The 26,723-nt window shown below is 75.1% G+C and carries 26 protein-coding genes and 1 pseudogene; 16 read left to right on the plus strand and 11 right to left on the minus strand.

Annotated elements, in window-relative coordinates:
* Positions 1-156 precede the first annotated feature (156 nt).
* Together ACFVVL_RS08860 and ACFVVL_RS08865 are read right to left on the minus strand one after the other, a co-directional pair.
* Positions 157-1,626 (minus strand): dihydrolipoyl dehydrogenase family protein, encoded by a 1,470-nt coding sequence (locus ACFVVL_RS08860; RefSeq protein WP_387672645.1) that lies wholly within the window; start codon positions 1,624-1,626, stop codon positions 157-159.
* Positions 1,627-1,776: 150 nt separating this feature from the next.
* Positions 1,777-2,520 carry an alpha/beta fold hydrolase gene (locus tag ACFVVL_RS08865; RefSeq protein WP_387672648.1) on the minus strand — a complete coding sequence of 248 codons (744 nt, stop codon included), beginning with the start codon at positions 2,518-2,520 and terminating at the stop codon, positions 1,777-1,779.
* Between the two features lie 245 nt (positions 2,521-2,765).
* On the opposite strand from ACFVVL_RS08865, the gene ACFVVL_RS08870 reads away from it, so the two are divergent.
* A complete protein-coding gene (locus ACFVVL_RS08870) occupies positions 2,766-3,731 on the plus strand; it encodes a helix-turn-helix transcriptional regulator (protein WP_387672651.1) in 966 nt (321 codons plus the stop codon).
* Positions 3,732-3,839: 108 nt separating this feature from the next.
* On the opposite strand, the gene trxA is transcribed toward ACFVVL_RS08870, so the two are convergent.
* Positions 3,840-4,229, minus strand: a complete 390-nt coding sequence (gene trxA / locus ACFVVL_RS08875; RefSeq protein ID WP_380293392.1) for a thioredoxin — start codon at positions 4,227-4,229, stop codon at positions 3,840-3,842.
* 180 nt (positions 4,230-4,409) lie between these two features.
* Between trxA and ACFVVL_RS08880 the strand changes: the two genes are divergently transcribed.
* The 5 genes from ACFVVL_RS08880 to ACFVVL_RS08900 all read left to right on the plus strand — a co-directional run bounded on the left by ACFVVL_RS08880 (position 4,410) and on the right by ACFVVL_RS08900 (position 7,165).
* Positions 4,410-5,015 carry a hypothetical protein gene (locus ACFVVL_RS08880; RefSeq protein ID WP_380293390.1) on the plus strand — a complete coding sequence of 202 codons (606 nt, stop codon included), beginning with the start codon at positions 4,410-4,412 and terminating at the stop codon, positions 5,013-5,015.
* Between the two features lie 61 nt (positions 5,016-5,076).
* Complete coding sequence (locus ACFVVL_RS08885; protein WP_387672654.1) at positions 5,077-5,634, plus strand: sigma-70 family RNA polymerase sigma factor; 558 nt, start codon at positions 5,077-5,079, stop codon at positions 5,632-5,634.
* Entirely contained in the window at positions 5,631-6,338 is a 708-nt protein-coding gene (locus tag ACFVVL_RS08890; protein ID WP_387672657.1) for an anti-sigma factor family protein, read from the plus strand. The genes ACFVVL_RS08885 and ACFVVL_RS08890 overlap by 4 nt, the downstream gene beginning before the upstream one ends.
* A 363-nt stretch (positions 6,339-6,701) precedes the next feature.
* A complete protein-coding gene (locus ACFVVL_RS08895) occupies positions 6,702-6,971 on the plus strand; it encodes a DUF1876 domain-containing protein (RefSeq protein WP_350545708.1) in 270 nt (89 codons plus the stop codon).
* The gene (locus tag ACFVVL_RS08900) at positions 6,968-7,165 is read left to right on the plus strand and encodes a hypothetical protein (protein ID WP_380293384.1); all 198 of its coding nucleotides are present in this window, start codon (positions 6,968-6,970) and stop codon (positions 7,163-7,165) included. Before ACFVVL_RS08895 ends, ACFVVL_RS08900 begins: the two co-directional genes overlap by 4 nt.
* Before the next feature lie 18 nt (positions 7,166-7,183).
* Here ACFVVL_RS08900 and ACFVVL_RS08905 read toward each other — a convergent pair whose 3' ends face one another.
* From ACFVVL_RS08905 to ACFVVL_RS08925, 5 genes and pseudogenes are all read right to left on the minus strand, one after another.
* The gene (locus ACFVVL_RS08905; protein ID WP_380293382.1) at positions 7,184-7,624 is read right to left on the minus strand and encodes a PPOX class F420-dependent oxidoreductase; all 441 of its coding nucleotides are present in this window, start codon (positions 7,622-7,624) and stop codon (positions 7,184-7,186) included.
* A gap of 170 nt (positions 7,625-7,794) precedes the next feature.
* Positions 7,795-9,402: pseudogene (locus ACFVVL_RS08910) on the minus strand (cytochrome bc complex cytochrome b subunit); the annotation flags it as partial.
* Positions 9,403-9,577: 175 nt separating this feature from the next.
* Positions 9,578-11,110: an MFS transporter gene (locus ACFVVL_RS08915; protein WP_387672661.1), complete on the minus strand. Its 1,533-nt coding sequence runs from the start codon at positions 11,108-11,110 to the stop codon at positions 9,578-9,580.
* 158 nt (positions 11,111-11,268) lie between these two features.
* A complete protein-coding gene (locus ACFVVL_RS08920; protein ID WP_380293376.1) occupies positions 11,269-11,934 on the minus strand; it encodes a TetR/AcrR family transcriptional regulator in 666 nt (221 codons plus the stop codon).
* A 112-nt stretch (positions 11,935-12,046) separates the two neighbouring features.
* Positions 12,047-12,679 (minus strand): GNAT family N-acetyltransferase, encoded by a 633-nt coding sequence (locus ACFVVL_RS08925; RefSeq protein WP_387672664.1) that lies wholly within the window; start codon positions 12,677-12,679, stop codon positions 12,047-12,049.
* Positions 12,680-12,841: 162 nt separating this feature from the next.
* On the opposite strand from ACFVVL_RS08925, the gene ACFVVL_RS08930 reads away from it, so the two are divergent.
* The 7 genes from ACFVVL_RS08930 (at position 12,842) to ACFVVL_RS08960 (ending at position 20,164) form a co-directional block, all read left to right on the plus strand.
* Positions 12,842-14,140 (plus strand): ATP-grasp domain-containing protein, encoded by a 1,299-nt coding sequence (locus ACFVVL_RS08930; RefSeq protein WP_387672667.1) that lies wholly within the window; start codon positions 12,842-12,844, stop codon positions 14,138-14,140.
* A gap of 98 nt (positions 14,141-14,238) precedes the next feature.
* On the plus strand, positions 14,239-15,039 hold the full coding sequence (locus ACFVVL_RS08935; RefSeq protein ID WP_380293401.1) for a Rossmann-like domain-containing protein: 801 nt from the start codon (positions 14,239-14,241) through the stop codon (positions 15,037-15,039).
* Positions 15,036-16,187: a pyridoxal-phosphate dependent enzyme gene (locus ACFVVL_RS08940; RefSeq protein WP_387672670.1), complete on the plus strand. Its 1,152-nt coding sequence runs from the start codon at positions 15,036-15,038 to the stop codon at positions 16,185-16,187. Before ACFVVL_RS08935 ends, ACFVVL_RS08940 begins: the two co-directional genes overlap by 4 nt.
* Positions 16,184-17,290 (plus strand): dipeptide epimerase, encoded by a 1,107-nt coding sequence (locus ACFVVL_RS08945; protein ID WP_387672673.1) that lies wholly within the window; start codon positions 16,184-16,186, stop codon positions 17,288-17,290. Before ACFVVL_RS08940 ends, ACFVVL_RS08945 begins: the two co-directional genes overlap by 4 nt.
* A gap of 176 nt (positions 17,291-17,466) precedes the next feature.
* Entirely contained in the window at positions 17,467-18,303 is an 837-nt protein-coding gene (locus ACFVVL_RS08950; protein WP_387672676.1) for a class I SAM-dependent methyltransferase, read from the plus strand.
* A 117-nt stretch (positions 18,304-18,420) separates the two neighbouring features.
* The gene (locus ACFVVL_RS08955; protein WP_387672679.1) at positions 18,421-19,188 is read left to right on the plus strand and encodes a hypothetical protein; all 768 of its coding nucleotides are present in this window, start codon (positions 18,421-18,423) and stop codon (positions 19,186-19,188) included.
* 220 nt (positions 19,189-19,408) lie between these two features.
* Entirely contained in the window at positions 19,409-20,164 is a 756-nt protein-coding gene (locus ACFVVL_RS08960; RefSeq protein ID WP_380293362.1) for a VOC family protein, read from the plus strand.
* 9 nt (positions 20,165-20,173) lie between these two features.
* Here the strand turns inward: ACFVVL_RS08960 and ACFVVL_RS08965 are convergent, their stop codons facing one another.
* Together ACFVVL_RS08965 and ACFVVL_RS08970 are read right to left on the minus strand one after the other, a co-directional pair.
* Positions 20,174-20,698, minus strand: a complete 525-nt coding sequence (locus tag ACFVVL_RS08965) for a hemerythrin domain-containing protein (protein ID WP_387672682.1) — start codon at positions 20,696-20,698, stop codon at positions 20,174-20,176.
* 133 nt (positions 20,699-20,831) lie between these two features.
* The gene (locus ACFVVL_RS08970) at positions 20,832-21,428 is read right to left on the minus strand and encodes a TIGR03086 family metal-binding protein (protein ID WP_380293358.1); all 597 of its coding nucleotides are present in this window, start codon (positions 21,426-21,428) and stop codon (positions 20,832-20,834) included.
* 194 nt (positions 21,429-21,622) lie between these two features.
* On the opposite strand from ACFVVL_RS08970, the gene ACFVVL_RS08975 reads away from it, so the two are divergent.
* Positions 21,623-22,192: a DoxX family protein gene (locus tag ACFVVL_RS08975; protein ID WP_387672689.1), complete on the plus strand. Its 570-nt coding sequence runs from the start codon at positions 21,623-21,625 to the stop codon at positions 22,190-22,192.
* A 336-nt stretch (positions 22,193-22,528) separates the two neighbouring features.
* Positions 22,529-25,054: a collagenase gene (locus ACFVVL_RS08980; protein ID WP_380293399.1), complete on the plus strand. Its 2,526-nt coding sequence runs from the start codon at positions 22,529-22,531 to the stop codon at positions 25,052-25,054.
* Positions 25,055-25,132: 78 nt separating this feature from the next.
* Here the strand turns inward: ACFVVL_RS08980 and ACFVVL_RS08985 are convergent, their stop codons facing one another.
* Entirely contained in the window at positions 25,133-25,894 is a 762-nt protein-coding gene (locus tag ACFVVL_RS08985) for a PP2C family protein-serine/threonine phosphatase (RefSeq protein WP_387672692.1), read from the minus strand.
* Positions 25,895-26,043: 149 nt separating this feature from the next.
* Here ACFVVL_RS08985 and ACFVVL_RS08990 point away from each other — a divergent pair, with 149 nt between their 5' ends.
* Positions 26,044-26,640, plus strand: a complete 597-nt coding sequence (locus tag ACFVVL_RS08990) for a TetR/AcrR family transcriptional regulator (protein ID WP_380293352.1) — start codon at positions 26,044-26,046, stop codon at positions 26,638-26,640.
* Positions 26,641-26,723 lie beyond the last annotated feature (83 nt).

A 26,723-nucleotide genomic window follows, 5' to 3' on the forward strand; every position in this document is an offset into this window, starting at 1 on the left:
CTCGGCGAAACGGCCCCGCCCGGACACCCCTCCCCGGGCCAGTGTCCCGCCGCCGGACGCCCGCCACACCTCGCCGCGCCGGGCACCGGGCACCGGGCCGTCCGCCGTAAACCGGCGGACGGCCCGCGGGCGCGGGCGCGGGCGGGGGCGGCGGGCTCAGCCCCGGCAGCCCTCCAGCAGCCGCAGCCAGACCTCGCTGATCGTCGGGTAGGCGGGCACCGCGTGCCAGAGCCGGTCGATCGGCACCTCGCCGACCACCGCGACGGTCGCCGAGTGCAACAGCTCGGAGACGCCGGGGCCGACGAACGTCACGCCCACCAGCACCTCCCGGTCCAGGTCGAAGACCGCCCTGGCCCGGCCCTCGTAGTCGTCGCCGTACAGCGAGGCACCGGCGACCGCGCCGAGGTCGTGGTCGATCGCCTTGACCCGCAGTCCGGCCCGCTCGGCGGCGTCCAGGGTCAGACCGACGGCCGCGACCTCCGGGGTGGTGAAGACCACCTGCGGCGCGCCCGCGCTGTCGGCGGACGCGGCGTGCGCGCCCCAGCGCGTGGTGTCCAGCGAGCGCCCCTCGGCGTGCGCGACGATCGCCGCGCCGGTGATCCGCGCCTGGTACTTGCCCTGATGGGTCAGCAGCGCCCGGTGGTTGACGTCCCCGGCCGCGTACAGCCAGCCGCCGTCGACCCCGAGCACGGTGCAGCTGTCGTCCACGTCCAGCCAGCCGCCGGGGTGCAGGCCGACCTGCTCCAGGCCGACGTCCGCGGTGCGCGGGGCGCGCCCGGTGGCGTACAGCACCTCGTCGGCGGTCAGCCGCCCGCCGTCGCCGAGCACCAGCGTGACCTCCCGGGGCCCGTCGTCCGCCCCCGCCGCCCGGCGCTCCAGGGAGGCGACCTCGGTCCCGAACCGGACGTCCACCCCGGCCGCCCGCAGGCCGTCCGCGACCAGCTCGCCGGCGAACGGCTCCATCCGCGGCAGCAGCCCGCTCCCGCGGACCAGCAGCGTCACCTCCGAGCCGAGCGCCCGCCAGGCGGTGGCCAGCTCCACGCCGACCACGCCGCCGCCGACCACGGCCAGCCGCCGGGGGACGGTCGGCGAGCCGGTCGCCTCCCGGTTGGTCCACGGCCTCGCGCCGGCCAGTCCGGGCACGCCCTGCGGCAGCACCGGGCGGCTGCCGGTGCAGATCGCCACCGCGTGCCGGGCCACCAGCAGCCGCTCGCTGCCGTCCTCCGCCTCGACCGTCACCTGCCGCTCGCCGGCCAGCCGGCCGTGGCCGCGGACCAGGTCGATCCCGGTGTCGCGGAGCCACTGCACCTGGCCGTCGTCCTGCCAGTGCGAGGTGAACGAGTCGCGCCGCGCGAGCACCGCGGCCGGGTCCAGGACGCCGCCGCCGACCGCCTCCCGGGAGCCGGCCACCGCGCGGGCGTCGGCCAGCGCGGCCACCGGGCGCAGCAGCGCCTTGCTCGGCATGCAGGCCCAGTACGAGCACTCGCCGCCGACCAGTTCGCTCTCCACGATCACCGTGCGCAGACCGGCGGCGGCCGTCCGGTCGGCGACGTTCTCGCCGGTCGGACCGGCGCCGATCACGATGACGTCGTACTCCTCGGGGGCGGTGGACTGGGAAGAGGTCATCCGTGCTTCCTCCGTGCTCTCGCGGGTGTGCCGTGGTGCCGTGCCCATCCTGCGACGCCCCGCCCGCCCGGCGCAGCCGAACACGCGGGCGAGGCGCCGCTCGGCGCGCCGGCGCCGGCGCCCCGCCCGCGCGGCCGGGCCGGGAGCGCCCTACTCGATCCCGGCCAACTCGGCCAGCACCGCCGCCGTTTCGGCCGGCCGGGAGAACATCGGCCAGTGGCCGGTCGGGATTTCGCGCAGCTCCCACTCCGGCCCGCCGAGCGCCGCGAAGTACGGGTGCCCGGCGGCGATCATCTCCCGGACCTGCGCCAGCGGGATCGAGCACGAGACCAGGGCCTTCGGCAGCTTCGCCGCCCCGTCGGCCAGCCGCACCGGCTCGGTGAACGTGCGGGCGGGCTGGTCGGTCGCCCGCGCGCGGAACCGGGCGAGGCCCTCCTCGTCGATCCCCGCCGTGTCGGCGCCGCCCGAGGCCAGCACCTCCCAGGAGGGCAGCGGCAGCCGCCGGCCGTCGACCAGGGAGGCCTCCAGAGCGGCGCGGTAGGCGGGGTCCCAGAGCTCGGCGAGCGCGACGCCGTCGGCCATCGGGCCGGAGTCGACCCAGACCACCCGGCGGATCCGCTCCGGGACCCGGTCGGCCGCGCCGCTCACGGCGATGGTGCCGCCGCTGTGCGCGACCAGGACGACGTCCCGGAGGTCCTCGCGGACCAGCAGGTCGGTCAGGTCGTCGATGTGGGTCTGCGCCCCGGTCTCCGGCGAGGCCTCGCCGGCCCGTTCGGCGAGCCCGGGCGGGGTCACCGCGTGCACGACGTGGCCGGCGGCGCGCAGCGGTTCGGCCACCGCGTCCCAGGCCCAGCCGCCGAGCCAGAAACCGGGGACGAGTACGAAGGTGCTCATGGGGAACGGTCCTCTCCTGTTTGTCCTGATGGTGCCGGGCCGCGCGGCCGCCGTCGGGGCACCGGGAGGTCTCCCGGCTGCCCGTTGTCGACTCCGACCCTAGAATCACATCCGGACAGAACTCGACCGGATTAACCGGATCGTCGGCAGGTCCGCCGATCGGCCGGCCGGCGTGCCCGATCGGCGGGCCGGCGGACCGGCCACCGGCCGGGCGAACCGCAGCAGGCCCGAGGAGCGCAGGACCCGTGGAACACCCGGTCAGCCGCATCCTCGCCCTGCTCGAACTGCTCCAGGCCCGCCCCGGCCTCACCGGCGCCGAACTCGCGGCCCGGCTGGAGGTCGACGTCCGCACCGTGCGGCGCTACGCGGCCCGGCTCGCCGAGCTCGGCATCCCCGTGCGCGCCGAGCGGGGCCGCTACGGCGGGTACCGGCTGATGCCGGGGTTCCGGCTGCCACCGCTGATGCTCACCGGCGACGAGGCCGCCTCCGTGGTGCTCGGGCTGCTGGCCGGCCGGCGCTCCGGGCTGTCGGTGGGGGAGCAGGCCGGGGAGTCGGCGCTCGCCAAGATCCAGCGGGTGCTGCCGCCGCAGCTGCGCGAGCAGGTCGCGGCCGTCGAGCAGACCCTCGGGCTGACCGGCGCGCCCGCCACCGGTCCCAGCCCGGCCGCCACCGCCCTCTTCGCGCTCGCCGAGGCGGCCCGCCGCCGGCGCCGCGTCCGGCTCGACTACCGGGACCGGGCGGGCGCGCCCAGCGAGCGCGCGTTCGACCCGTACGGGCTGGTCTTCCACTCGGGGCGCTGGTACACCACGGGGCTCGACCACCACAGCGGGGAGCAGCGGACCTTCCGGGTCGACCGGATCCGCTCGGTCGAGCCGCGCGAGGACGGCTTCGAGCCGCCGGCCGGGGTCGACCCGGTGCAGCGGGTGCTGGAGTCGCTCGCCGCGGTGCCCTGGACGCACGAGGTCGAGGTGGTGCTCACCACCACGCTCGACGAGGCCCGCCACCGCATCCCGCCCACCGCGGGCACGGTCACCGCGACCGGGGACGGCCGCGTCCTGTTCCGCGCGCGGGCCGAGCGGCTCGACGGCATGGCCGTGATGCTGGCCGGCCTCGGCTGGCCCTTCACCGTCCGGAGCCCGGACGCCCTGCGGGACGAACTGCGCGCCCTCGCCGTCCGCCTCACCGCCTGGAGCGGGGCGGGCGAGGACTGAGCGCGGCGGCCCGACGCACCTTCCCGGAGACATGGCGGCGAGCCCCCGGGGGTGGCCGTACCACCCCGGGGGCTCGCCGTGACGAACGGGCCGTGCGAGGGCCGGAGGTCAGGCCTTCGGGCCGCCGTCCTGCTCCGCCGCCACCTTCCGCTTCACCTCGGCCATGTCCAGCTTGCGGGCCTGGCCGATCAGGTCCTCGAACACCGGCTCGGGCAGCGCGCCCGCCTGGGAGAAGACCAGCACGCCGTCGCGGATGATCGCGAGCGTGGGGATCGACTGGATCCCGAAGGCCGCGGCCAGGTCCTGCTGCGCCTCGGTGTCCACCTTGGCGAAGACCAGGTCGGGGTGGCGTTCGGCGGCCTTCTCGAAGACCGGCGCGAACTGGCGGCAGGGGCCGCACCAGGCCGCCCAGAAGTCGATGAAGACGAAACCCTCGCCGTCCGCGCCGGGGACGATCTCGTCGAAGTTCTCCTTGGTCAGCTCGACCGTGCTGCTCATGTCGCGATTCCTGCCCTTCCGGTGGTGGCGGTCTAGGCCATGTGCCCCCGACAACGGCTGCTGCCCGCGCGCTATTCCGCGGACCCTACCGTGCCGTCCGTTGAGCGGACGGCCGCCCCCGTCCGTACCGGAGGGTGTCCGGCACCGACGTGCACCCGCACCGACCGGGGAGCGGTCACCATGCGCACCACCCGCCGCACCGACGGCACGACCGATGATCACACCGACGGAGCCCGGCGCCCTCCCGTGCACTCCCGCGGACGGCTCGCCGTGCTCGCCGCCGCCGGGCTGGCCGCGGCGGCCCTGGTGACGGGCTGCGGCTCGTCCTACAGCGGCTCGTCGCCCGCCAAACCGCCCGCCGCGCCCAGCGCCCCGGCCTCGCCCGGCATGTCCGCAGCCGTCCTGAGGACCACCGACGACCCGCACCTCGGCACCATCGTCACCGACAGCGCCGGGTACACCCTCTACCGCTTCGACCACGACAGCACCGACCCGCCCACCGCCACCTGCAACGGCGGCTGCGCGGCCCTCTGGCCGCCCGTCCCGGCCACCGGCACGACGGCCTCCGTCAGCGGCGTCGACCCCAAGCTGGTCGGCACCGTCACCCGCGCCGACGGCAGCAAGCAGCTCACCCTCGCGGGCCGGCCGCTCTACCGCTACACGCCCGACGAGAAGCCCGGCGACACCAAGGGCCAGGGCGTGCAGGGCATCTGGTTCGCGGTGACCCCCACCGGTGACCGGGCCGGTGCGAGCGGCTCCGGCGGCTCCGGTGGGACCGGCTACTGAGCCGGCCGTCCGGCCCGTGACGACGCTCGACCCGGAGGTCCGTGTGCGCGAGGATGTGAGGGTGACCGAGGAGCCTCCCGGTGACGGCGGCCCGGCCGTCCGGGGCGCGCCGGCCCCGGACGAGGACCTGATGCGCGCGCTCTACCGCGAGCACGCCGGGCCGCTGTTCGGCTTCGTCCTCCACCTCGTCGCCGGTGACCGCCAGCGCGCCGAGGACGTCGTGCAGGAGACGCTGCTGCGCGCCTGGCGCAACCTCCACCGGCTGGACCCGGCGGCCGGGTCGCTGCGGCCCTGGCTCGCCACCGTCGCGCGCCGGATCGTCATCGACGAGCACCGCGCCGAACGCGCCCGCCCGCGCGAAGTGGACGCCGGGCCGCTGGAGTTGCTGCCGGCCGAGGACGAACTCGACCGCGCGCTGCGGATGATGACGGTCGCCGACGCGCTGGGCGACCTCTCCGCCGCGCACCGCGAGGTCATCGTCGAGACCTACTTCAAGGGCCGCACCGCCACCGAGGCGGCCGCCGAACTCGGCATCCCGGCGGGTACCGTGCGCTCGCGGGCGTACTACGCGCTGCGCGCGCTCAGGCTCGCGCTGGAGGAACGGGGAGTGACATCGTGACACCGTCCGAACCCGATCCCGCGCGGGCCGTGCACCTCGACGTCGGCGCCTACGTCCTCGGCGTCCTCGACCCGGCCGAACGCGCCGCCTTCGACGCCCACCTGGCCGCCGGCTGCCCGCAGTGCGCCGGACAGCTCGCCGAACTCCGCCCGGTCGAGGCGCTGCTCGGTGAGTACGCGGCCGCCGCCGACCCGGCCGACCCCACCCCCCGGCCGGACCCGGCGCTGTTCGACCGGCTGGTCGGGCAGGTCCGGGAGAGCCGCCGGCGCGGGCGCGTGCGGCGCCTGGTGCTGGTTGCCGCGGCGGCCGCGCTGACGATCGCCGGCCCCGCGGTGACCGCCGCCGTGATCACCGCCGACTCCACGCCCGGCGTGGTCGCCACCGCGGCCGCCCACCGCTTCACCGCGACGGACGCGGCCACCGGGACCCACGCCGTGGTCGGCGTCGACCCCGCCCCCTGGGGCAGCCGGGTCACCCTCGAACTCTCCGGCGTCCAGGGGCCGCTGACCTGCGACCTGGTCGCGGTCTCCGCCACCGGCGGCCACCAGACCGTGACCACTTGGAACGTCCCCGCCACCGGCTACGCCCCCACCACCCCCCTCCGCACCACCGGCGGCACCGCCTACCCGCCCACCACCATCACCCACTTCGAGATCCGCACCCTCGACACCGGCACCCTCCTCCTCACCATCCCCACCACCTGACCCCCACCCGCCACGGAGCAGAAAGTCGGCCCGTCCGACTTCCCACGCCACGCCGCCGCCGAATGTGCGGTGCGAGCCGCCCGCCGCCTCCGGCGGGGCTGGTTGGCGTGGGGAGTGGGAAGTCGGCCGGTTCGACTTCCTGCTCCGCCGGGCGCGCCGTGCGGGTGGGGCGGTCGGGTGTCTGGTGGTGCCGGCTGGTGGGTGGGAGTGGAAAGTCGGCCCGGCCGACTTCCTGCTCCGGCGGGGGCAGGGCGAGGCGCTGGGATTGAGCGTGTTCAAAACCCCTGCTCTGGTGTTCACCGGAGGTGCGGCGCACTCTGGAGGGGTAACCGGACGAGAAGCGACCGCCGGAGGTGATCCGCCATGCAGACTCTTGTCGGTTGGCACATCGAGATGGAATTCCGCGAGGAGGGGCCGCGGACGGCCGCCGCCGCCCTGTTGCGGCTGGGTGACGGCACGGAGCTGCGCGCCCACGGGTACACGAGCCGCCACCCGTCCGACCCGGAACAGCTGAGGGTCGGCGAGGAGATCGCGGCCGCGCGGGCGCTCAACGACCTCGCCTCGCAGCTGCTCACCAAGGCCCACGGCGAGATCCAGGAGGTCAGCCCGGTCCCGACCCACCCGCTGTCGTGACGCAACCGGACGGCACCGCGGGCCCGGCCGCGCACCGCTCGCGCATTCCGCTGATCTGCCCGCGCTGCGGCCGCGAGCAGCGGGTGGTGCCGGGCGGGCCGGGCCGTGCGGTCAAGGTGGTGCACGCCGGCACCGGCCGGGAGGCCTGCGAGCCGGGGGACCTGGCCCGCGCGCCGGACGACGGGCCGGCCTGACGCCCGCCCGCCCGGCCCTCAGTTCGGGCAGTACGTGGTCGGCACCTGCCACTCCGGCCCGACCAGCCGCTGCTCCAGTTCGTTGAGCGTGATCCGGATGCCGACCGTCCCGGCCAGCCCGAGCCGCATCCGGCTGCGGGCCAGCGCCAGGAACGCCGTCAGCCCGTACTTGTTGATCAGCGAGGTGCGGTAGCGGGCGGTGGCGTCCGCGTCGCAGACGGCGGCGCGGGCCGGGAGCTGACGCCCGGTCGGGCGCCCGTGCGCGTCGCACGGGCCGACCAGGACCTTGGGGTGGCGGCGGATCCGCTCGGCCTCGCCGGAGTGGGCGGGCGTCCAGATGCCGAGGGCGGTGCCGTCGGCGATCACCCAGCTCTGCGAGCGGATCCGGCGTCCGTCCTCGCCGAAGGTGGTGAGCAGGAGGTATCTGCTGTCGGCCAGCTGGTCGGTACGGTCGTGCACGGTGTCCTCCCTCTCCGGTTCGGCGGGTGGTCGCGGGCGGCGCGGCCTCAGTGGCCGTGCCCGCCGCCGGTCTCCTGGTGCTCGGTGACGCGGGACTCGGTGACGCGGTGCTCGGTGACGTGCTGCTCGGTGACGCGGGGCTCGGCGACGGCGGGCGGCCCGACGGGCGGGTGGTGCGCGGCGGCCCGGTGGAACTCCTCGGCGGTGGGCCGGGGGATCCGGGCGCCCTCGCCGTGGAGCCCACGGGACAGCCTCGCACGGGCGCGGTCAAGGACCCCGGCCGGGTGGGCCACTCCATTGTCGTCCACGGGGGCGGGCAGTTCGAGGGCACGCGGCTGCTCGTGCGAGGTGAGCCGGTGCAGTTCCGCGGGCGCGAGCGGGGCGTGCACCTCCACGTACTCGCCGTGCGGAAGCCGCTCGACGACGCCGGTCTCCCGGCCGTGCAGCACCTTCTCCCGGTCCCTGCGCTGGAGGCCCAGGCACCAGCGCTTGGTGACGACGAAGACGGCCACCGGGACGACGAAGAATCCCACCCGGACGGCGTAGGTGATGGAGTTGAGCGACAGGTGCAGGTGGGTGGCGACGAGGTCGTTCCCGCCGCCGGCCAGTGTCACCAGGTAGAGCGAGATCCAGGCCGCGCCGAGCGCGGTGCGGACCGGGGCGTTGCGCGGGCGGTCGAGCAGGTGGCGCTCGCGGCGGTCGTTCGTCGCCCAGCCCTCCACGAAGGGGTGGACGGCGATCGCGCCGAGGATCAGGGGGAAGAGCGAGAACGGGATCAGCACGCCGAGGTTGAGGGTGTGGCCCCACAGACCGACCTCCCAGCCGGGCATCACCCGGACGAGCCCTTCGGCGAAGCCCATGTACCAGTCGGGCTGGGCGTCGGTGGACACCTGGTCCGGGCGGTAGGGGCCGTACGCCCAGATCGGGTTGATCGTGGCGATCGCCGAGACGGCGGCGATGAGGCCGGACACCAGGAAGAAGAAGCCGCCCGCCTTGGCCAGGTAGACCGGCATCAGCGGCATGCCGACGACGTTCTTCTCGGTCCTCCCCGGCCCGGCCCACTGGGTGTGCTTGTGGTGGAACACCAGGATCAGGTGGGCGACCAGCAGGCCCAGCATGATGCCCGGGATCAGCAGCACGTGGACGGTGAAGAACCGGGGCACGATGTCGGTGCCCGGGAACTCGCCGCCGAACAGGAACATCTGGATGTAGGTGCCCACCAGCGGGACGGCCAGGATCGCGCCCTCGACGAAGCGGATGCCGGTGCCGGAGAGCAGGTCGTCCGGCAGCGAGTAGCCGAAGAAGCCGTCCAGCATGCCGAGGAAGAGCAGCAGGAAGCCGAACACCCAGTTGATCTCGCGCGGCTTGCGGAACGCGCCGGTGAAGAAGACCCGCATCATGTGCACGAACATCGCCGCGATGAAGACGATCGCCGCCCAGTGGTGGATCTGCCGGATCAGCAGACCGCCGCGCACCTCGAAACTGATGGCGACCGTCGACGCGTACGCCTCCGACATCGGCACGCCCTTGAGCGGCACGTACGAGCCGTCGTAGACGATCTCGCCCATGCTCGGCTTGAAGAACAGCGTCAGCCAGACACCGGTCAGGATGATGATCACGAAGCTGTAGAGGCAGATCTCGCCCAGCATGAAGGACCAGTGGTCCGGGAAGATCTTCCGCAGGTTGGCCCGGGCCAGGGTGTAGATCCCCAGCCGGCCGTCGGTCCAGTCGGCGGCGCGCTGTCCGCGTCCGCCACCGCTTCCCTGATTCCGGGTCATGTCCACGCACCTCGGTCGGAGTGAAGCGGGGAGTGATCCCCGTTTCGAAGTCCGACCAGAATAATCGGGGACCACTCCCCACTTCCACCGGGGTGCCCGGAAACGGCGAACGGCCCGCCCGGTGTCCTCAGGACACCGGGCGGGCCGCGTCGCACCGTCGCGAACCCCGCGGGGGTCAGTGCACGAGCACCGGCACCTCGTTGGCCTCCGCCGCGTCCGGGTCGGCGCCCTTGCCGGCACCGCCGGAGCCGGGGCGGCCGGCGTTGATCAGGGTGAAGGCGATCACGCCCGCCAGGACCAGGATGCCGAAGGACCACCAGATCGCGGTGGAGAAGCCCTCCACCATGCCCTGGAACTGCACCGCCCGGGCGGCGTCCGGGGTGGTGGCGCTCGCCGCGTGGGCCGCCAGCCAGGTGGTGGTGGCGCTCGCCGCGATGGTGTTCAGCAGTGCGGTGCCGATGGCGCCGCCGACCTGCTGGGAGGTGTTGACCATGGCGGACGCCACGCCCGCGTCGCGCGGCTGGACGCCGTGCGTGGCCAGGCTCATCGCGGGCATGAACGCGGTGCCCATGCCGAGGCCCATCAGGACCAGACCGGGCAGGATCAGCGCCGGGTAGGAGCTGTCCAGGTCGATCTGGGTCAGGATCAGCAGGCCGAGCGAGGCGACCAGGAAGCCGGGCGCCATCAGGAACCGCGCCGGGACGCGGGTCATCAGCCGGGCGCCGATCTGGGTCGAGCCGGTGATCATGCCCGCCACCATGGGCAGGAAGGCCACGCCGGTCAGCACCGGGCTGTAGTCGAGCACGATCTGCAGGTAGTAGGTCAGGAACAGGAACAGGCCGAACATGCCGATCACGGCCAGGCCCAGCGACAGGTAGACCCCGCCGCGGTTGCGGTCCAGCACGACGCGCAGCGGCAGCAGCGGCGCCTTGACCCGCCGCTCGACCGCGACGAACGCGGCCAGCAGCACGGCGGCGGCGACGAACAGGCCGATCGTCACGCCCGAGCTCCAGCCGTCCGACTCGGCCCGGGTGAAGCCGTAGACCAGGGCGACCAGACCGGTGGTGACCAGCAGCACCCCGGGGACGTCGAGGCGGTTGCGGTTGCGGCCCACGGCCGGCTCGCGGATCACCAGGACGGCGCCGGCGGCGGCGACCACGGCGAACGGGATGTTGACGAAGAAGGTCCAGCGCCAGTTCATGTACTCGGTGAGCAGCCCGCCGAGGATCAGGCCGATCGCGCCGCCACCGCCGGCGATCGCGCCGTAGATGCCGAACGCCTTGGCGCGCTCCTTGGCCTCGGTGAACATCACGGCCAGCAGCGACAGCGCGGCGGGCGCCAGCAGCGCGCCGAAGACGCCCTGGAGGGCGCGGGCGCCGAGCAGCATCGTGGTGTTGACGGCGGCGCCGCCCAGCGCGGAGGCCAGGGCGAAGCCGGTCAGGCCGACCACGAAGGCACGCTTGCGCCCCCACAGGTCGGCCACCCGGCCGCCGAAGAGCAGCAGGCCGCCGAAGGCCAGGGCGTACGCGGTGATCACCCACTGGCGGTTGCCGTCGGTGATGCCGAGGTCCTGCTGGGCGGACGGCAGCGCGATGTTCACGATGGTGGCGTCGAGGACGACCATCAGCTGCGCGAGGCCGATGAATATCAGGGCCTTCCAGCGCCTCGGATCGGGCTGGAGGGCGGACTGGGCGTCGGTTTGTGGCATGGAAGTACTCACTTAGGGGTGCGGTGTGCGGGCGGTGCGGAGGTCGCTCAGGGGTCGCGGACGGCAGCGGTGGGCGCGCACGGGCGGCCGCACCGCGTCCCCGCGGTGGTGGGTCTCGGGTGTGTCGTCAGGTCACGCCGGTCGGCCGGCGCGGCAGGTCAGTGGTCGCCGTGGAAGTCCTCGAAGGTCGCGGCCCGGCCGGGCAGGACGGACGGGGCGGGCGCCCGCATGCCGTCCAGGAACAGTTGCAGGTGCCGGTGGACGAACCCGTCCAGGACGTGGCACTCGGTGCCCGGCAGCGGGCGGGTGAGCTGGCTGAGGGCGATGAACAGGTCTCCGTGGTCGACGTCCGGACGGACCTCGCCCGCCGCCTTCGCCCGCTCCAGCAGGCCGCCGGCGACGGCCAGCAGGCGCTCGCGCGCCTCGACCAGGTCGGGGTCGTACATGTCGACCCGGTTGGTGAGCAGCGGGCAGAGCGCGCCGACCTTCTCGTCGACCGTCTCGTGGGCGAACCGCTCCAGGGCGTCGAACGGGCCGGCGACCTCGGCGGCCGCCCGTTCGGCGATCGCCACGATGCGGTTCTTGACGAGCAGCGCCACCTCGCGGATCAGTGCCGTCCTGGTGGGGAAGTTCCGGTAGAGCGTAGCGTTTCCGACGCCCGCCCGCTTCGCGATTTCGTCCAGCGGCGCGTCCGCGCCGTACTCGACGAACGCGTCCCGGGCCGCCAGCACGATCCGTTCGCGGTTGCGGCTGGCGTCCGCGCGCAGTCGGGGCGCGCGGGCCGGCCCCGCGGCGGGGCTCGGGCGAGGGGCGACGGTGGTCACGGGTGCACTCCTCCCGGGGTACGGGTTCCGGGGAGTCACTCCCCGCTTAGTCCTACGCAGGGCTAAACGGGGAATCCGTCCCCGGAAATTTCGTACTCCGGTGTGACCTGCGTCACATCGCCCGGGCGCCCGCTCCGACCCCCTCGCCGACGCTCCGCCCCGCGGTCCCGCCGGTCCGCCCGGGGCCGGCCGTGACCGCCGGCCGGTGCAGCGGGATCTCGAAGTGGACGGTGGCCACCCCCGGCCCGTGCTCGCCGGTCGGCCGGGCGTCGTGGACCTCCTCCGCGAGGCTGCGCCAGAACGCCTCGGCGCCGGGGATCGCGGTGTTGGTGTGCAGGTAGAGCCGCCGGTACCCGCCCTCGGCGGCGGCGAAGGCGCGGGCCCGGTGGACGAGCTCCCGGGCCAGTCCGTGCCGGCGGTGCTCGGCCCGGACGTAGACCCGGACCAGTTGCGCGGTGGTCCCGGACGGGTAGCGCCGGGTGAGCTCGCGCGGGTGCGGCGGGTGGGCCGGTCCGGTGGAGTGCAGCGCGGTGGTGGCCACCACCTCCTCGCCGTGCACGGCGACCAGCAGGGCGTGCCGGGGGTGGTCCAGGTAGTGGCCCTGGAGGTCGACGACATCGGCGTGCCAGTCGGGCACGTAGCCGTAGCCGAACTCGCGGTAGAAGGTGTCCAGGATCAGCCGGCGGGCTCCGGGCACGTCCTGCGGGAGCGCATGGCGTACGACATAAGGGAACTGACGGTCCATCAGGCAACTCCGGCAGGGCTGGGGCGCGGCGGGTGGGGGCAAGAGTACATGAAAACCAGTTTCATCTGACGCATCGACGGATGCGCGGTCCGGCGCGTTGAAAATGAAAACGAATCCCGTTACGGTCCTGCCTGTTCGCCGAGTCCGTCGAAAGGGAGAGCCGTGGCGCATCTGCTGGTGATCGAGAGCTGGGTCGGCTCCATGAGCAGGCTGCTGCCACGGGCGCTGGGGGAGGGCGGCCACCGCTTCACCTTCCTCACCCGCGACCTGCACCACTACCTGCGCGCCGCCGCCCCCGGTGACGGCCCGCACCCGCTGCTCGCCGCCGAGAACGTCCTCACCGCCGACACCAACGACCCGGACGCGCTGCTCCCGTTCGCCGAACGGCTGCACGCGCTGCTCGGCTTCGACGGCGTGCTCTCCTCCTGCGACTACTACCTCCCGCAGGTCGCCCGGGTGGCCCGCCGGCTCGGCCTGCCCGGCCCGGCGCCCGAGGCCGTCGAGGCCGCCTGCCGCAAGGACCTCACCCGCCGCCGGCTCGCCGGGGCGGGCGTCCCCGGGCCCGGGTACGCGCTCTGCGCCGACGGCGAGCAGGCCCGGGCCGCCGCCGCGGGGATCGGCTACCCGCTGGTCGTCAAGCCGGTCGACCTGTGCGCCGGGATGTTCGTCCGCGCGGTCCGTGACGAGGCCGAACTCCTCGCGGCGATCGAGGCGCTGGAGGGCTTCCCGGTCAACGCGCGCGGGCAGCGGCGGGAGCCGGCGGTGCTGCTGGAGGAACTGCTCACCGGGCCGGAGGTCAGCGTCGAGACGGTCTCCGCGGACGGGGTCGCACACGTCGTCGGCATCACCGACAAGAGCATCGGCGGCGCGCCCGCCTTCGTCGAGACCGGCCACATGTTCCCGGCCGCCCTCGACCGGGCGGAGGCCGAGGCCGCCGCCGGTACCGCCGTCGCCGCGCTGGCCGCGCTCGGCCTCGACCAGGTCGTCGCCCACACCGAGATCAAGCTCACCGCCACGGGTCCGCGGGTGGTCGAGGTCAACCCGCGCCCGGCCGGCAACCGGATCACCGAACTGGTCCGGCGGGTCACCGGGGTCGACCTGGCCGCCGCGGCCGTCGACCTCGCCCTCGGCCGCCGTCCCGACCTCACCGTCCGCCCGACCGGGGTGACCAGCGCCGCCATCGCCTTCCTGGTGCCCGACGGCGGGCAGGACGGCCTGCTGGACGGCTTCGACGGCGAGGCCTCGGTGCGGCGCGACCCGGCGGTGGTCGAGCTCAGCCTCGCGGGGTCCGGCCGCGCGGTGCGGCCCGCGACCAGCAACAACGAGTACCTGGGGCACGTCATGACGGCCGACACCGGCGGGAACGGGGCGCGCCGCTCGGCCGAGCGGCTGCTCGCCGGGCTCACTCCCCGCCTCGCGCCCGCCGCCGGCCCGGCCGAGCCCGCGGAGGTGTCCGCGTGAGCGCCGCCACCGCGATCGGCCCGATCACCCTCCCGGGCCCGGGCACGAGTCCGCACCCGAGCACGCGTCCGAGCACCGGGGCCGCCGCCCCGCGTCCCGTGCTCGACCTGATCACCGGGCGGGTCCGGACGGGGGCGTACGGACCCGACCCGGCCTCCCTGCGGATCGCCCTCGCCTTCAGCACCGTGCAGGCCGTCCGGCACGGCGGCCGCTCCCGCGGCTACCGCAACGAGGTGCTCAGCCTGCGGCTCGGCGCCGCCGTCGGCTCCTGCGCCGTCGAACCCGGCGAGCTGCCCGCCGACACGGTCACCGACTGCGTCGGCGCCAGCGTCGGCGACCTGCTCGACCACCCGCGCACCGCCGTCCGGGTCGCCGCGCTCGACGCCTACCTCGGCCACTGCCGCCCGCACGCACCGGCCTACGGCGCCCGGCGGTACGGCCTGCCCGCCGGCTCCTCGCTGGTGAAGTCACGGGTGCGCGCCTCCGCCGTGGTGGGGCTGCTGCCGCTCGCCGTCACCCGCCGGGTGCTGGTCGTCGGTGTCGTCAACTCCCTCCTGGAGCAGCTCCGTTCGCACGAGGTCGGCTATCTGCCCTGCGACCTCAAGGGCGGCACCACCGAATGGGACGAGCCGGTGCACACCGACGCCCTCGCCCACCTCGACGACTGCGACGCGATCCTCGCCTCCGGCATGACCCTCGGCAACGGCACCCTCGACCCGCTGCTCGCCCACGCCCGCGCCACCGGCAAGCCCCTGGTGCTGTTCGCGCAGACCGGCAGCGCCGTCCTGCCGTGCCTGCTCGGCGACGGGGTCAGCGCCGTCAGCGCCGAGCCGTACCCCTTCTTCTGGCTCGACGGCGGACCGAGCGTCCTCCACCTGTACGGAGGTGCGGGCCGGTGACCGCCCTGCTCGACCCCGGCGCGGCCGTGGACCGTCCACGGCTGGGCAACCCGGCCCTGCTGCCGCTGCTCGGCGGCACCCCGCTGGCCCGGATCACCACCCCGCTGCCGCACCCGCACCCCGGCTTCTGGGCCAAACTGGAGGGGCTGAGCGCCGGCGGCATGAAGGCCCGCTCGGCCGTCGCCATGCTCCGCGGCGCCCACGCCCGGGGCGAACTGCGGCCCGGCGCCACGGTGGTGGAGTCCACCTCGGGCACCATGGGGGTCGGCCTGGCCTTCGCCGGGCAGGCCCTCGGCCACCCCGTCGTGCTGGTCGGCGACAGCGAACTCGAACCGTCCATGCGGCAGTTGCTGCGCTCCTACGGCGCCCGGCTGGAGCTGGTCGAGCGGCCCGCCCGGCACGGCGGCTGGCAGGCCGCCCGGCTCGCCCGGCTGCGCGCCGTGCTCGACCGGCTGCCCGACGCCTACTGGCCCGACCAGTACAACAACCCCGACAACGCGGCCGGTTACCGGGCGATGGCCCAGGAGATCGCCGCCGACCTCGACCAGCTGGACGTGCTGGTCTGCAGTGTCGGCACCGGCGGCCACAGCGCCGGGCTCGCCGAGGCGCTGCGCCGCCGCTGGCCCCGGCTGCGGATCATCGGCGTCGACTCGGTCGGCTCCACCATCTTCGGCCAGCCCGCCAGGCCCCGGCTGATGCGCGGGCTCGGCAGCTCCATCCACCCGCGCAACGTCGCCCACCAGGCCTTCGACGAGGTGCACTGGGTCGGCCCGGCCGAGGCGGTCGACGCCTGCCGGCGCCTCGCCCGGGGCGCCTTCGTCAGCGGCGGCTGGTCCACCGGCGCGGTCGCCCTGGTCGCGGCCTGGGCGGCCCGCGCCCACCCCGGCGCCACCGTCGCCACCGTCTTCCCCGACGGCCCGCACCGCTACCTCGGCACCGTGTACGACGACGCGTTCTGCCGGCGGCACGGCCTGGACGCCGCCCGGGCCGCGCCGCGCCCGGTCGAGATCCCGCACCCGGCGGCCGCCGAGGTCACCGGCTGGGCCCGCTGCCGCACCGACCGCGGCGGGCCCGCCGAGGCCGTCCCGGTCGGGGCCGCCGTGAGCGCCCCCGGCTTCGCCCCCGCCCGTGCCGAGGAGGGCCGATGAGGCTCGACGTCCGCACCGTCCGGCTCCGGCTGGCCGAACCCCTGCGCATCTCGCGCTCGGTGACGACCGGACGCGACGCCGTCCAGCTCTCCCTCGCCCACGGCGGATCGACCGGCCACGGCGAGGCGGTCAGCAGCGTCTGGCTGGACCTTCCCACCGACCGGATCCGGCGGTCCCTCGACGCCCTGCGCCCCGCGCTGGAGGACGGCCCGGACCCCGAGCAGGCGCTCGCCGACCTCCGCGACGGTGCCGCCCCCTACGCGGCGCTGCCCGCCGGGGTGCTGGCCGCCGTCGAGGCCGCGCTGCTCGACCTGGTCGGCAAGCGGGCCGGCGAACCCGTCCACCGGCTGCTCGGCCGCGCCGGACCGGTCGCCGCCGCCACCGCCCGCACCATCGGCATCGACCCGCCGGCGCACGCCGCCGTCCAGGCCGCCCGGCTCGCCGGCGCCGGCTTCACGGTGCTCAAGGTCAAGGCCGGCTCGGCCGACCCCGGCCTCGACCTGGCCCGGGTGCGGGCCGTCCACGAGGCCGCCCCGGACGCCCGGTTGCTGCTCGACCCCAACGGCGCCTGGACCCCGGAGCAGGCCCTGCGACTGCTGCCCGCCTTCGCCGCCACCGGCGTCGAGGCGGTCGAGCAACCGATCCCCCCGGGCCGCCCCGACGCGCTCGCCGCCGTCGCCGAACGCTCGCCCGTCCCGGTGATCGCCGACGAGGACGCCGTCGGCTACGAGGACGCCTGCCGGCTCGCCGGGCGGGTGCACGGCGTCAACCTCAAGCTCGCCAAGTGCGGTGGCGTCCACCAGGTGCTGCGCATCGTCGAGGCCCTGCGCGGCAGCGGCACCGAGCTGATGCTCGGCTGCCTGGCCGCCAGCTCGCTCGGCATCGCGCCCGCCGTCCACCTCGCCGACCGGGCGCGGTGGCTCGACCTCGACGGCCACCTGCTGCTCGCCCACGACCCCTGGCAGGGCATCGGCGGTGCCGACGGCACCGTCCGCACCCCGGACCGGGCCGGCCTCGGCGTGCTGCCCGCCCCCGCCGGCGCACCGCTCCCCGGGCAGGGCGCCGCGCCGCTCGCGGGGCCGCGGCCGGTGGCGGGCCGGTGAGGTCGCCGCGCGCCGTACGCGTACGGCTCCGGCCGGCCCGCCGGTGCCCCCGGTGTCCTCGGTGCCCCGCGCGCCGCGTCCGCGCCGGCCACGGCCCCCGGCACGTCGGCCGGCCCGGCCGCCGCTCTCGCCCGGCCGCACCGGGCGGCTTCCCGTCCCCTCCCCAGCGAGGCCCGATGAACCACCCCCGCCCGGCCCCCGAGCCGGCCACCGCCCGCCGCAACCTGCTCACCGACCGCCCGGAGCTCTACGAACTCCGCTTCCCCGACCCCGGGTTCACCGCCGCCCGGTGGGCCGAGTCGATGCTCCGCGAGCACGGCGCCGGGGCCGACGTCCTCGACCTCGGTTGCGGCACCGGCCGGGACGCCGGCTGGCTGCACCGCACGGCCGGGCGCACCGTCACCGGCCTGGACAGCTCCCCGGAGATGATCGCCCACGCCCGGGCCCGCCACCCCGGACCGGCCTACCACGTCGGCGACATGCGCGACTTCACCCTGCCCGGCCGGTTCGACGCGGTGCTCTGCCTGGACAGCGCGCTGCTCTACTGCCACACCAACGCCGACCTCGACGCGCTGTTCGGCCGGCTCCGCCACCACCTGCGCCCCGGCGGCCTGCTGGTCGCCGAGATGCGCAACGGCGCCTTCTTCCTCGGCCGCACCGAACTCCTCGACGCCCCGCGGCTCGACAGCGTCACCCACGACGGCGTCACCCACACCTCGCGCACCGTGCTGTGGATCGACCACGCCGCCCAACTGCTGCGCCGCACCCGCAGTTGGGCCAGTGACGACGGCGCGCCGCCGGTCGAGCAGCACTCCGCCTGGCGGCTGCTCTTCCCCCAGGAGCTGCGCGGTCTGCTCGCCGTCCACGGCTTCACCGTCCTCGCCCTCCACGACCGGCCCGGTCCGCGCACCGAACCGCCCTGGACGGACGGCGACCGGCCCGCCGACACCGCCGACGGCGACCGCCTCCACCTGGTCGCCCGGCTCGACTCCTGCGGCCGGAAGGGGCGTTGACCCCCACAGTTGTCCCCGCAGTTGTCCCCGCGGTCGTCCCGGCGGCGGGCCGGGCCGCCGCTCCGGTTCACCCGTCCGGGTGAGGGGGTGTCGGACCCCTCGGCTAGCGTCCGTGCCATGACCACCGCGACCACCGCGACCACGGCGACCACCGCCGTCCCCGCCCCGGAGGCGCTCGCCGCGCTCCTCGACGTCCTCCGCGCCGGGGCACCGGAGCACGCCGTCGACGCGCGGGCCGTGCGCCGGGCGTTCGAGGCCGAGCGGCCGGGTCCGCTGCCCGACCACTGGTGGCTCGCCGTCCCGGGCGGGACGTACGAGGCGGCGTTCACCGTGCTGGGCCTGCACGACCGCGTTCCCGTCACGGTCCGGTACGGGCTCGCCGCCCAGGAGGACGACGAGAAGTCCGCGCCCGGGCCGGTGCACCGGGTGTTCGTCACGCCCGAGTACGCGGGCTGGCGGCTGATCTACGCGGAGTCCCCGCTGCGGGAGACGACGTGGTGGCCGCACGAGGTGGTCGAGCGCCTCAGCGCCGCCTGCGGCCGCGCCCAGGTGTTCTTCCAGGACCCGTTCGCCGACTCCGTCATCTGGGCGGCCGCCGAGCACGGCACCCTGGTGCGCGGGTACTGGCGCCACGACGCGCCGGAGTGGACCGGCGAGCCGCTGCCCTGGGAGCCGCTGCCCACGGCCGGCGAGCCCGACGAGGACGACCCGGACGGCACCGAACCCAACGCCTCCCTGGTCGAGTCCATCGGCGCGGCCGCCGCCGGTCTTTCGGTGAACCCGGCCGCGATCAGCGCCGACACTCCGGTCCGGGGCCACGGATGGCTGGCCCTGACCGCCCCGGGCGCCGGCCACGACGGCTTCGGAGGTGCGCCCGTGCTCTGAACCGCCCGGGGCGCGGAACCTTCCGCGCACGCCCCTCACCAGGGTCTCACCACGCCCACACCCCACCCCGCGTGCTGATCCGCCCCGAACCGTCCGGTACGTCCTAGGCTGAAGTCGCCCGGGCGGCCGGACGGCCGTGGGAGTCGGGAGGGGCCCGGCGGCCGGGGTCTCGGAGGTGGTCGCGATGGTCAGCGGTGGGACAACGGCCGAGGTGCGCTGCGTGGCGGCCGTCCCGTGCTGGGTGAGCCTGATGGCGCGCGACCTCGACGTGGCCAAGGCCTTCTACGGGCCTTTGCTGGGCTGGGAGTTCGAGCCGGGGCCGGACCGCTTCGGCCCGTACGTGCACGCCGTGACCGGTGGGCAGGCGGTGGCCGGTCTCGGCGTGGCCACCGGGGGCTGGGACATGCCCGTCGCCTGGACCAGCTACTTCGGCACGGAGAGCGCGGACGCCGCCGCCGACGCGGTCCGCGAGCGCGGCGCGACGCTCGCGGTGGGGCCGCTGTCCTTCGACGCGGGCCGGGTGGCGTTCGCCGCGGACCCGCTGGGCGCGGTGTTCGGCATCTGGGAGGGTCCGCTCGGCCGGGCCCGGCGCCTCGACCTCCTGGGCTCACCGGTCTGGATCGAGCTGCGCACCCCGGATCCGTTCGCGGCCGCGCTCTTCTACGGCGAGGTGTTCCGCTGGGACGGCCGGGACCCGGAGCGGTTCGAGGTCCGCTGGGAGCACGACCGGGTGGTGCTGCGGACCGAGGGGCGCAGCGTCGCCGCGCTCGCCCGGGAGCAGGCGGGCGGGCCGGCGGGGATGCCGCCGCACTGGGAGGTGTCCTTCTCGGTGCCGGACACCGACGCGGCGGTGGCCAGGGCCGGGGAGCTCGGCGGCGGAGCGCTCGGCCCGGCGTTCGACTCGCCGTACGGGCGGGTGGCCCGGCTCCAGGACCCGGAGGGCGGCCGGTTCGCGGTGATCAGCGCCAAGCCCTGACCCGCGGGCTCACGGCCCCGACGGCCCCGCCTCGGCGATCTCCGCCCGTTCGGCCCGCAGCCGTTCGGCGAGCGCGTTCCGGGCGGCGGCCGGCAACGCCTTGCGGGCGGCGGGGAACAGCTCCTTCTCCTCGGTGGCCAGGTGCCGGCGCAGCAGCTCGGCGAGTCCGCGCAGCAGGGTCGCCGGCGCGGGGTCGCCGGGCGGGAGGGACTGCAGGTCGGCGAGGTACTGGCCGATCGCGAGGTGGTCGTGGATGCACCGGAACACCATCGCGCCGCCGTCGGCCACGTCGTGCTGGACGACCGGGAACAGGTGCTCCTCCTCCGCCGCGCAGTGGCTGAACAACAGGTCGGTGAGCTGCCCGATCAGCCGCTCCACGGGCTCCGCGGCGCCGCCCGGCGCCGCGGGCTCCGCCGCGCCCTCCGGCCCGGCCGCGCCGGAGAGCGGGGGAGCGGCCTCGATCCGGGCGAGCAGGTCCTCCACCGCGCGGTGCTCCGCGGTGAACTCGCCGAGGATGTCCGGCCTGCGGCTCATGGCGCGCCCGCCTCTCCGGTCTGCTGCGGTTCGCCCCCCGCCACCTCCAGTATCCGGCGCCGCGCCCGTTGCCCGGGCGGCGCGGCCCCGGGGGAGTGCGCGGTGGAACCGGTGGGCCGGGCGGAGCCGCAGGTCAGGGGCGGTCCCGGCGTCCGGTGAGGGCAAGCATGCGGGTCTGCGGGCCGGCGTCGTCCGCCACCGGCAGGGGCGGGTCGAACAGCCCGCTGCCGGAGAGGTCCCCGTAGCCGGTGTACTCGTCGAGCGCGAAGTCGACCAGGCCGTCCGGCAGCCGGGTGAGCCGCCCGATGCCCTCGGCGAGGTCCCAGGCGTGCACGACGGCGTCGGCGGTGAGCTGGTCCAGGTAGTACTGGCCGGAGACGTCGCCGAAGGAGAGGTGCACGGTGAGGTCGGTCGAGCCGGGGACGGCGAAGGCGTCGCGGGCGGCCGCCGAGGCGGCGGTCCAGGCGCCGACCGGGTCGTCACCGAGGACGTCGCCGTCGAAGCGGGCGCCGACCTCGCCGATGGTGGAGCCCATCAGCAGTTCGGGCACCCACAGCTGCTCGCCGGTGAGGTGGTTGACCAGATCGCGGACGGTCCAGTCGGCGCAGGGGGTGGGTGCGTCCCACTGGTCGGGGGTGATCAGCCGCACCCGTTCGGTGAAGGCGGTGAGGGCGTCGGCGTACGGGGTGCCCCGGCCCTCCGCCCGCCGGTGTTCCTTGCGATGTGCCATGCCCTGAGCCTGCCCCGCCAGGCACCTTCGTACGCCGGTCTACACCAATGCTGACCCGGCCACGCCAAAATCTTCCGTCCGGCTAGTTGTTCAAATTCAAACTTACCGGTACGGTCACATCACCCCGCTGGTTCGAATTTGAACAAGTCCGCCAGCATCGACGAACCCCCCTTTTTTTCTCGATGGAGACGCGCATGCCGAGCACCAGCCCGAGCACGACCGCCCCCACCACCCCCGTCGCGGCCGGGAGACACTCCGGGTCCGCGGCCACCTCCCCGCACGCCTACGACGCCGGCCTCCTGCTGCTGCGCCTGGCCCTCGGCCTGACCATGGCCGGGCACGGCAGCCAGAAGCTGTTCGGCTGGTTCGGCGGCGGCGGGATCGACGGCACCGGCAAGTTCTTCGAGTCGCAGGGCTACCCGGCGCCCAAGCTCATGGCCGTCGTGGCCGGCCTCACCGAGGCCGGTGGCGGACTGGCGCTCGCTGTCGGCCTGTTGGCCCCGCTGGCGGCCGCCGCGATCCTGGGCACCATGCTCAACGCCCTCGCCGTCAGCTGGAACGGCAGCTTCTTCGCCGGGAAGGGCGGCTGCGAGTACGAACTGCTCCTGATCACCGCCGCGGCGGGCCTGGCGCTGACCGGCCCCGGTCGCTACGCCGTGGACCGCTACCTGCCGGTGGTGCGCTCGCACCGGCTGTCGTACGGCGCGGCCGCCGTCGTGCTCGGCCTGGTCACCGCGGGCGTGGTGCTCCTCGTGCGCGACTGACCCACCCCGGCGACGGTGTCGCCGCCAGCGAGGGCCGCCGGTCGACCGACCGGCGGCCCTCGCCGTCTGCGGTCGTTTCGTGAAGTTCCTGTGGGGAAGCGGCAGTTGCCGGTTCTGGGCCTTCCTCCGCCATGTGATGCATGCCATTGTACATGTCACACTCCCCACCGGTGCTCGACGGTCACCGCCCCAACGGTGCCGTCGCAACGGTCCTCACCACCCCCACCGGCCGCACCCCCACGCGGCCGACGACGGCCCGGAGGCCCCCACGTGAGAACCGCACGTCCCTTGCACCAACACCCCCATGTCGCCAGGTTGCTGACGTTCCTCCTGGTGATGTTCGTGGCGGTCGGCCTGTTCGCCCCGCGCGCCCAGGCCGCCCCCGCCCCGGCCTCGCCGCAGCCCGGCGGAGGCTCGCCCGCGACCTCGGCCGGCCCCGCCGGCCTGGCCCCGCGGCCCGCGATCGGTGAAGCGCCGGACGGCCACGGCGCGAAGAAGCCGGTGTCGCCGCGTGAGCGCGCCCCGTTCTCGACCACCGACCCCGAGCGCGCCGAACGCCTGTCGGCGGCGGAGCGCAAGGCGGAGCAGCAGGCCGCACTGGCCAAGGCCTTCGGCGCGGGAGCCCCCGCGGCCCTCGCCGAACAGCCCTGCAACATCCCCGACTTCAGCCGGACCGGCGGCGCTCTGGTGCAGGCCGTCAAGGCGGCCGACCTGGGCTGCATCAACAGCCTGTTCCTGCTGACCGGCGGCGACGCCAACCGGACGTTCCGCGAGTCCCAGATGGTCACGGTCGCGGACGCCCTGCGCGACAACGCCGCCTCCTACCCGGGCGACAACTCCACCTCCACCGCCCAGCTGGTGCTGTTCCTGCGGGCCGGCTACTACGTGCAGTGGTACCACGCGTCCGACGTCGGCACCTACGGCACCGCCCTGCAGACCTCGATCCGCGGCGCGCTGGACGCCTTCTTCAACAGCGCGCACTCCCGTGACGTCTCCGCCGCCAACGCGGGCACGCTCGGGGAGGCGATCACCCTCATCGACAGCGCGCAGGAGAACGTCCGCTACCTGCCGGTGGTCAAGCGCCTGCTCGGCGCGTACGACGCCGCCACCCACAACCCGGCGAACATGGGCAACGCGCTCAACAGTGTGTTCACCGTGCTGTGGCGCGGCCACCAGACGAAGGGCTTCGCCGAGGCGGTGCAGGCCGACCCGGGCGTGCTCGACGCGCTCTACGCCTTCGCCTCCGCCAACGGCGCCCTGCTCGGCGGCGACTACACCTTCCTGGTCTACAACGCGACCCGCGAGCTGGGCCGCTTCCTGCAGTACGAGCCGCTCCGGCCCAAGGTCCGCCCGCTGATGAAGGGGCTGGCCGAGCGCTCCTCGCCGGGCGACCGCACCTCCTACCAGTGGGCCGCCGTCGCGGAGATGGGCGACGCCTACGACAGCGGCAACTGCGCCTACTACGGCACCTGTGACGCTCCCGCCCGGCTCCGGTCGGCCGTCCTGACCGTCGACCACAGCTGCAGCCCGAGCATCCGCGTGCTGGCCCAGAAGCTGGACGCCGCGCAGCTGGGCACCACCTGCTCCAGCCTCAACGGCCAGGACGCCTTCTTCCACGCGGTGGCCAAGGACAACGGCCCGGTCGCCGACGACCGGAACACCACGATCGAGGTCGTGGTCTTCCACACCCGCTTCGACTACGCGGTGTTCGCCGCCGGCATCTACGGCATCGACACCAACAACGGCGGCATGTACCTGGAGGGCAAGCCGAACGAGGCCGGCAACCAGCCGCGCTTCCTCGCCTACGAGGCCGACTGGACGCCGGACTTCCAGATCTGGAACCTCAACCACGAGTACACCCACTACCTCGACGGCCGGTTCGACATGTACGGCGACTTCGACGCCGGCATGACCACCCCGACCATCTGGTGGGTCGAGGGCTTCGCGGAGTACGTCTCCTACTCGTACCGCAAGGAGACCTACGACGCGGCGATCAGCGCCGCCGGCCTCCACACCTACCGGCTCTCCGAGCTCTTCGACACCGCCTACGGCGACCAGGAGCGCGTCTACCGCTGGGGCTACCTGGCCGTCCGCTACATGCTGGAGCAGCACCGCGCCGACCTGGACGCCGTGCTCGCCAAGTACCGCACCGGTGACTGGGCCGGCGCCCGCACCATCCTGAAGACCACCATCGGCACCCGCTACGACGCCGACTTCGACCGCTGGCTGACCGCCTGCGCGGCCGGTGCCTGCGGCGGCGGCACCAACCCGCCCGGCAACCAGGCGCCCACCGCGGCCTTCACCGCCGCGGTCTCCGGGCAGTCGGTCACCTTCACCGACCGCTCGACCGACCCGGACGGCACGATCGCCTCCCGCGCCTGGGACTTCGGCGACGGCACCACCAGCGCCGAGGCCAACCCGGCCAAGACGTACTCCCGGGCCGGCACCTTCACCGTCACGCTGACCGTGACCGACAACAAGGGCGCCACCGCGAGCACCCGCCAGGACGTCACCGTCGCCGGCTCGGGCCCGGTCCAGTGCACCGGCGCCGACCCCCGCCAGCTGGACCGCAACTGCGGGCGCGTCGACCTGGCGGCGACCACCGGCAACTACGCGCACTTCTACCTGTACCTCCCGGCCGGGGTGACGCAGCTGCGGCTCACCAGCACGGGCGGCACCGGCAACGCCGACCTCTACTTCAACGACCGGGGCTGGGCCTACACCAACTCCTACACCGCCAGGTCCGCCAACGCGGGCAACACCGAGACCCTGACCATCACCAACCCGCCGGCCGGCTACGTCTTCCTGAGCCTCTACGCCCAGCAGGGCTTCTCCGGCGCGAGCATCAAGGCCGAGTACTGACCGAGGAGTCGTCGTCCGACCCGGACCGAGGGGGCCCGGCGGTGCACCGCGCCGCCGGGCCCTCCCGTGCCAGGGCGGCTACTGCCCGACCCGCACCAGCGCGAGCGTGATGTTGTCCGGCCCGCCGGCCTCGATCGCGGCCTTCCAGAGCTCGAACGCCGCCCGCCCGTCGGCCCGTTCGGCCTCCGCCGGCGGACGGTCGAGCAGGGCCGCGAGCTCCTCCTCCGGCACCGGGTCGGTCAGCCCGTCGCTGCACACCAGGTACCGGTCGCCGACGGCCAGCGGCTCACTGCGGACGTGCGGCTCGACGAAGGTCAGCCCGAGCGAGCCGCCCAGGGTCTGGGTGACCACCGAGGTGGTGCGCCGCCCGGGCGGCAGCGGTGGGCTGTCGTCCACGCTGACCCGGCGCAGGGCGCCGTCGCCGATCCGGTAGACCCGGCTGTCGCCGATGTTGAAGACCACGACGCGGTCCTCCAGCAGCACCAGGCCAGCCACCGTGGTGCCCATCGCGGCCAGTCCGGGATCGCCGCCGGCGGCCGCGTAGACGTCCCGGTTGCAGTTCTGCAGGGCCTCCCGGACGCTCTCCTCGCCGTCGAGCCCGGGGCCGGCCGCCGCCAGCCGCCGGGCGACCAGGGCGCTGGCGACCTCGCCGCCGGGGTGGCCGCCGAGTCCGTCGGCGACCGCGACCGGGCAGGGCGGGCCCAGCGGGAAGAGCAGGGTCTGCGGGTTGGTGGTGACGGTCGCGCAGAGCGTCCACGGCCCGGCGACGAGGCTGTCCTCGTTCTGCTCGCGCAGCAGGCCCTCGTGGCTCAGCGCGCTCACCGCGATGTACGCCGCCATCGGTTCGCCGCCCTTCGGGGTGCTCCGGCCGGCCGTTCCCGGCTCCTCCCGGCTCCTCCCATTGTCGCGCGCCGCCGCCCCGCCGCCCGGGGGAGCGGGGCACCGGGCCGGTATTGCACCGGACGGTCCAAAACGGCTACGGTGCTGCCATGGCGAGACCGCGCACCTTCGACGAGGACCGGGCGCTGGACGCGGCGATGCGGGCGTTCTGGGCGAACGGCTACGAGGCCACCTCCACCCAGGACCTCTGCGAGGCGACCGGCCTCGGGCGGAGCAGCATCTACAACACGTTCAGCAGCAAGCGCGACCTGTTCCGGCGCTCGCTGGACCGCTACAACGAGCTGATGACCGTCCCGCAGGTGGCGCTGCTGGAGGACCTCGGCCTGCCGCCGCTGGAGCGGATCCGGATCCTGCTGGCGCGGGTCGTCGACGGGGAGTTCGAGAACCGCCCGCAGGGGCGCAGCATCGGCTGCCTGACCGTGAACACCGTCGTCGAGCTGGCCGGGCGCGACCCGGAGGCGGCCGCGGTGGTGGAGCGGGACCAGCGGGTGCGGCTCGCCGCGCTGGCGGCCGCGATCGGTGCCGGCCAGCGGGCGGGCGAGATCGCCGCGCGCCGGGAGCCGGACGAGCTCGCCCGGTTCGTGAACGCGGTGATCGCCGGGATGCGGGTCGCCGCCAAGGGCGGGGCCGACCGGGCCGCCGTCGAGGCCGTCGCCGCCACCGCCGTGGACGCGCTCACCCCCTGACCGGACGGGCCTGCCCTTCCCTCGCGACGGTCCGCGGTCCGCCCTGTCCTCGGTGCGGCCCGCCCCTGCCCCGGCCTGCCCTT

It is taken from the genome of Kitasatospora sp. NPDC058115 (assembly GCF_042884635.1).
In the GTDB taxonomy this organism is placed as follows: domain Bacteria; phylum Actinomycetota; class Actinomycetes; order Streptomycetales; family Streptomycetaceae; genus Kitasatospora.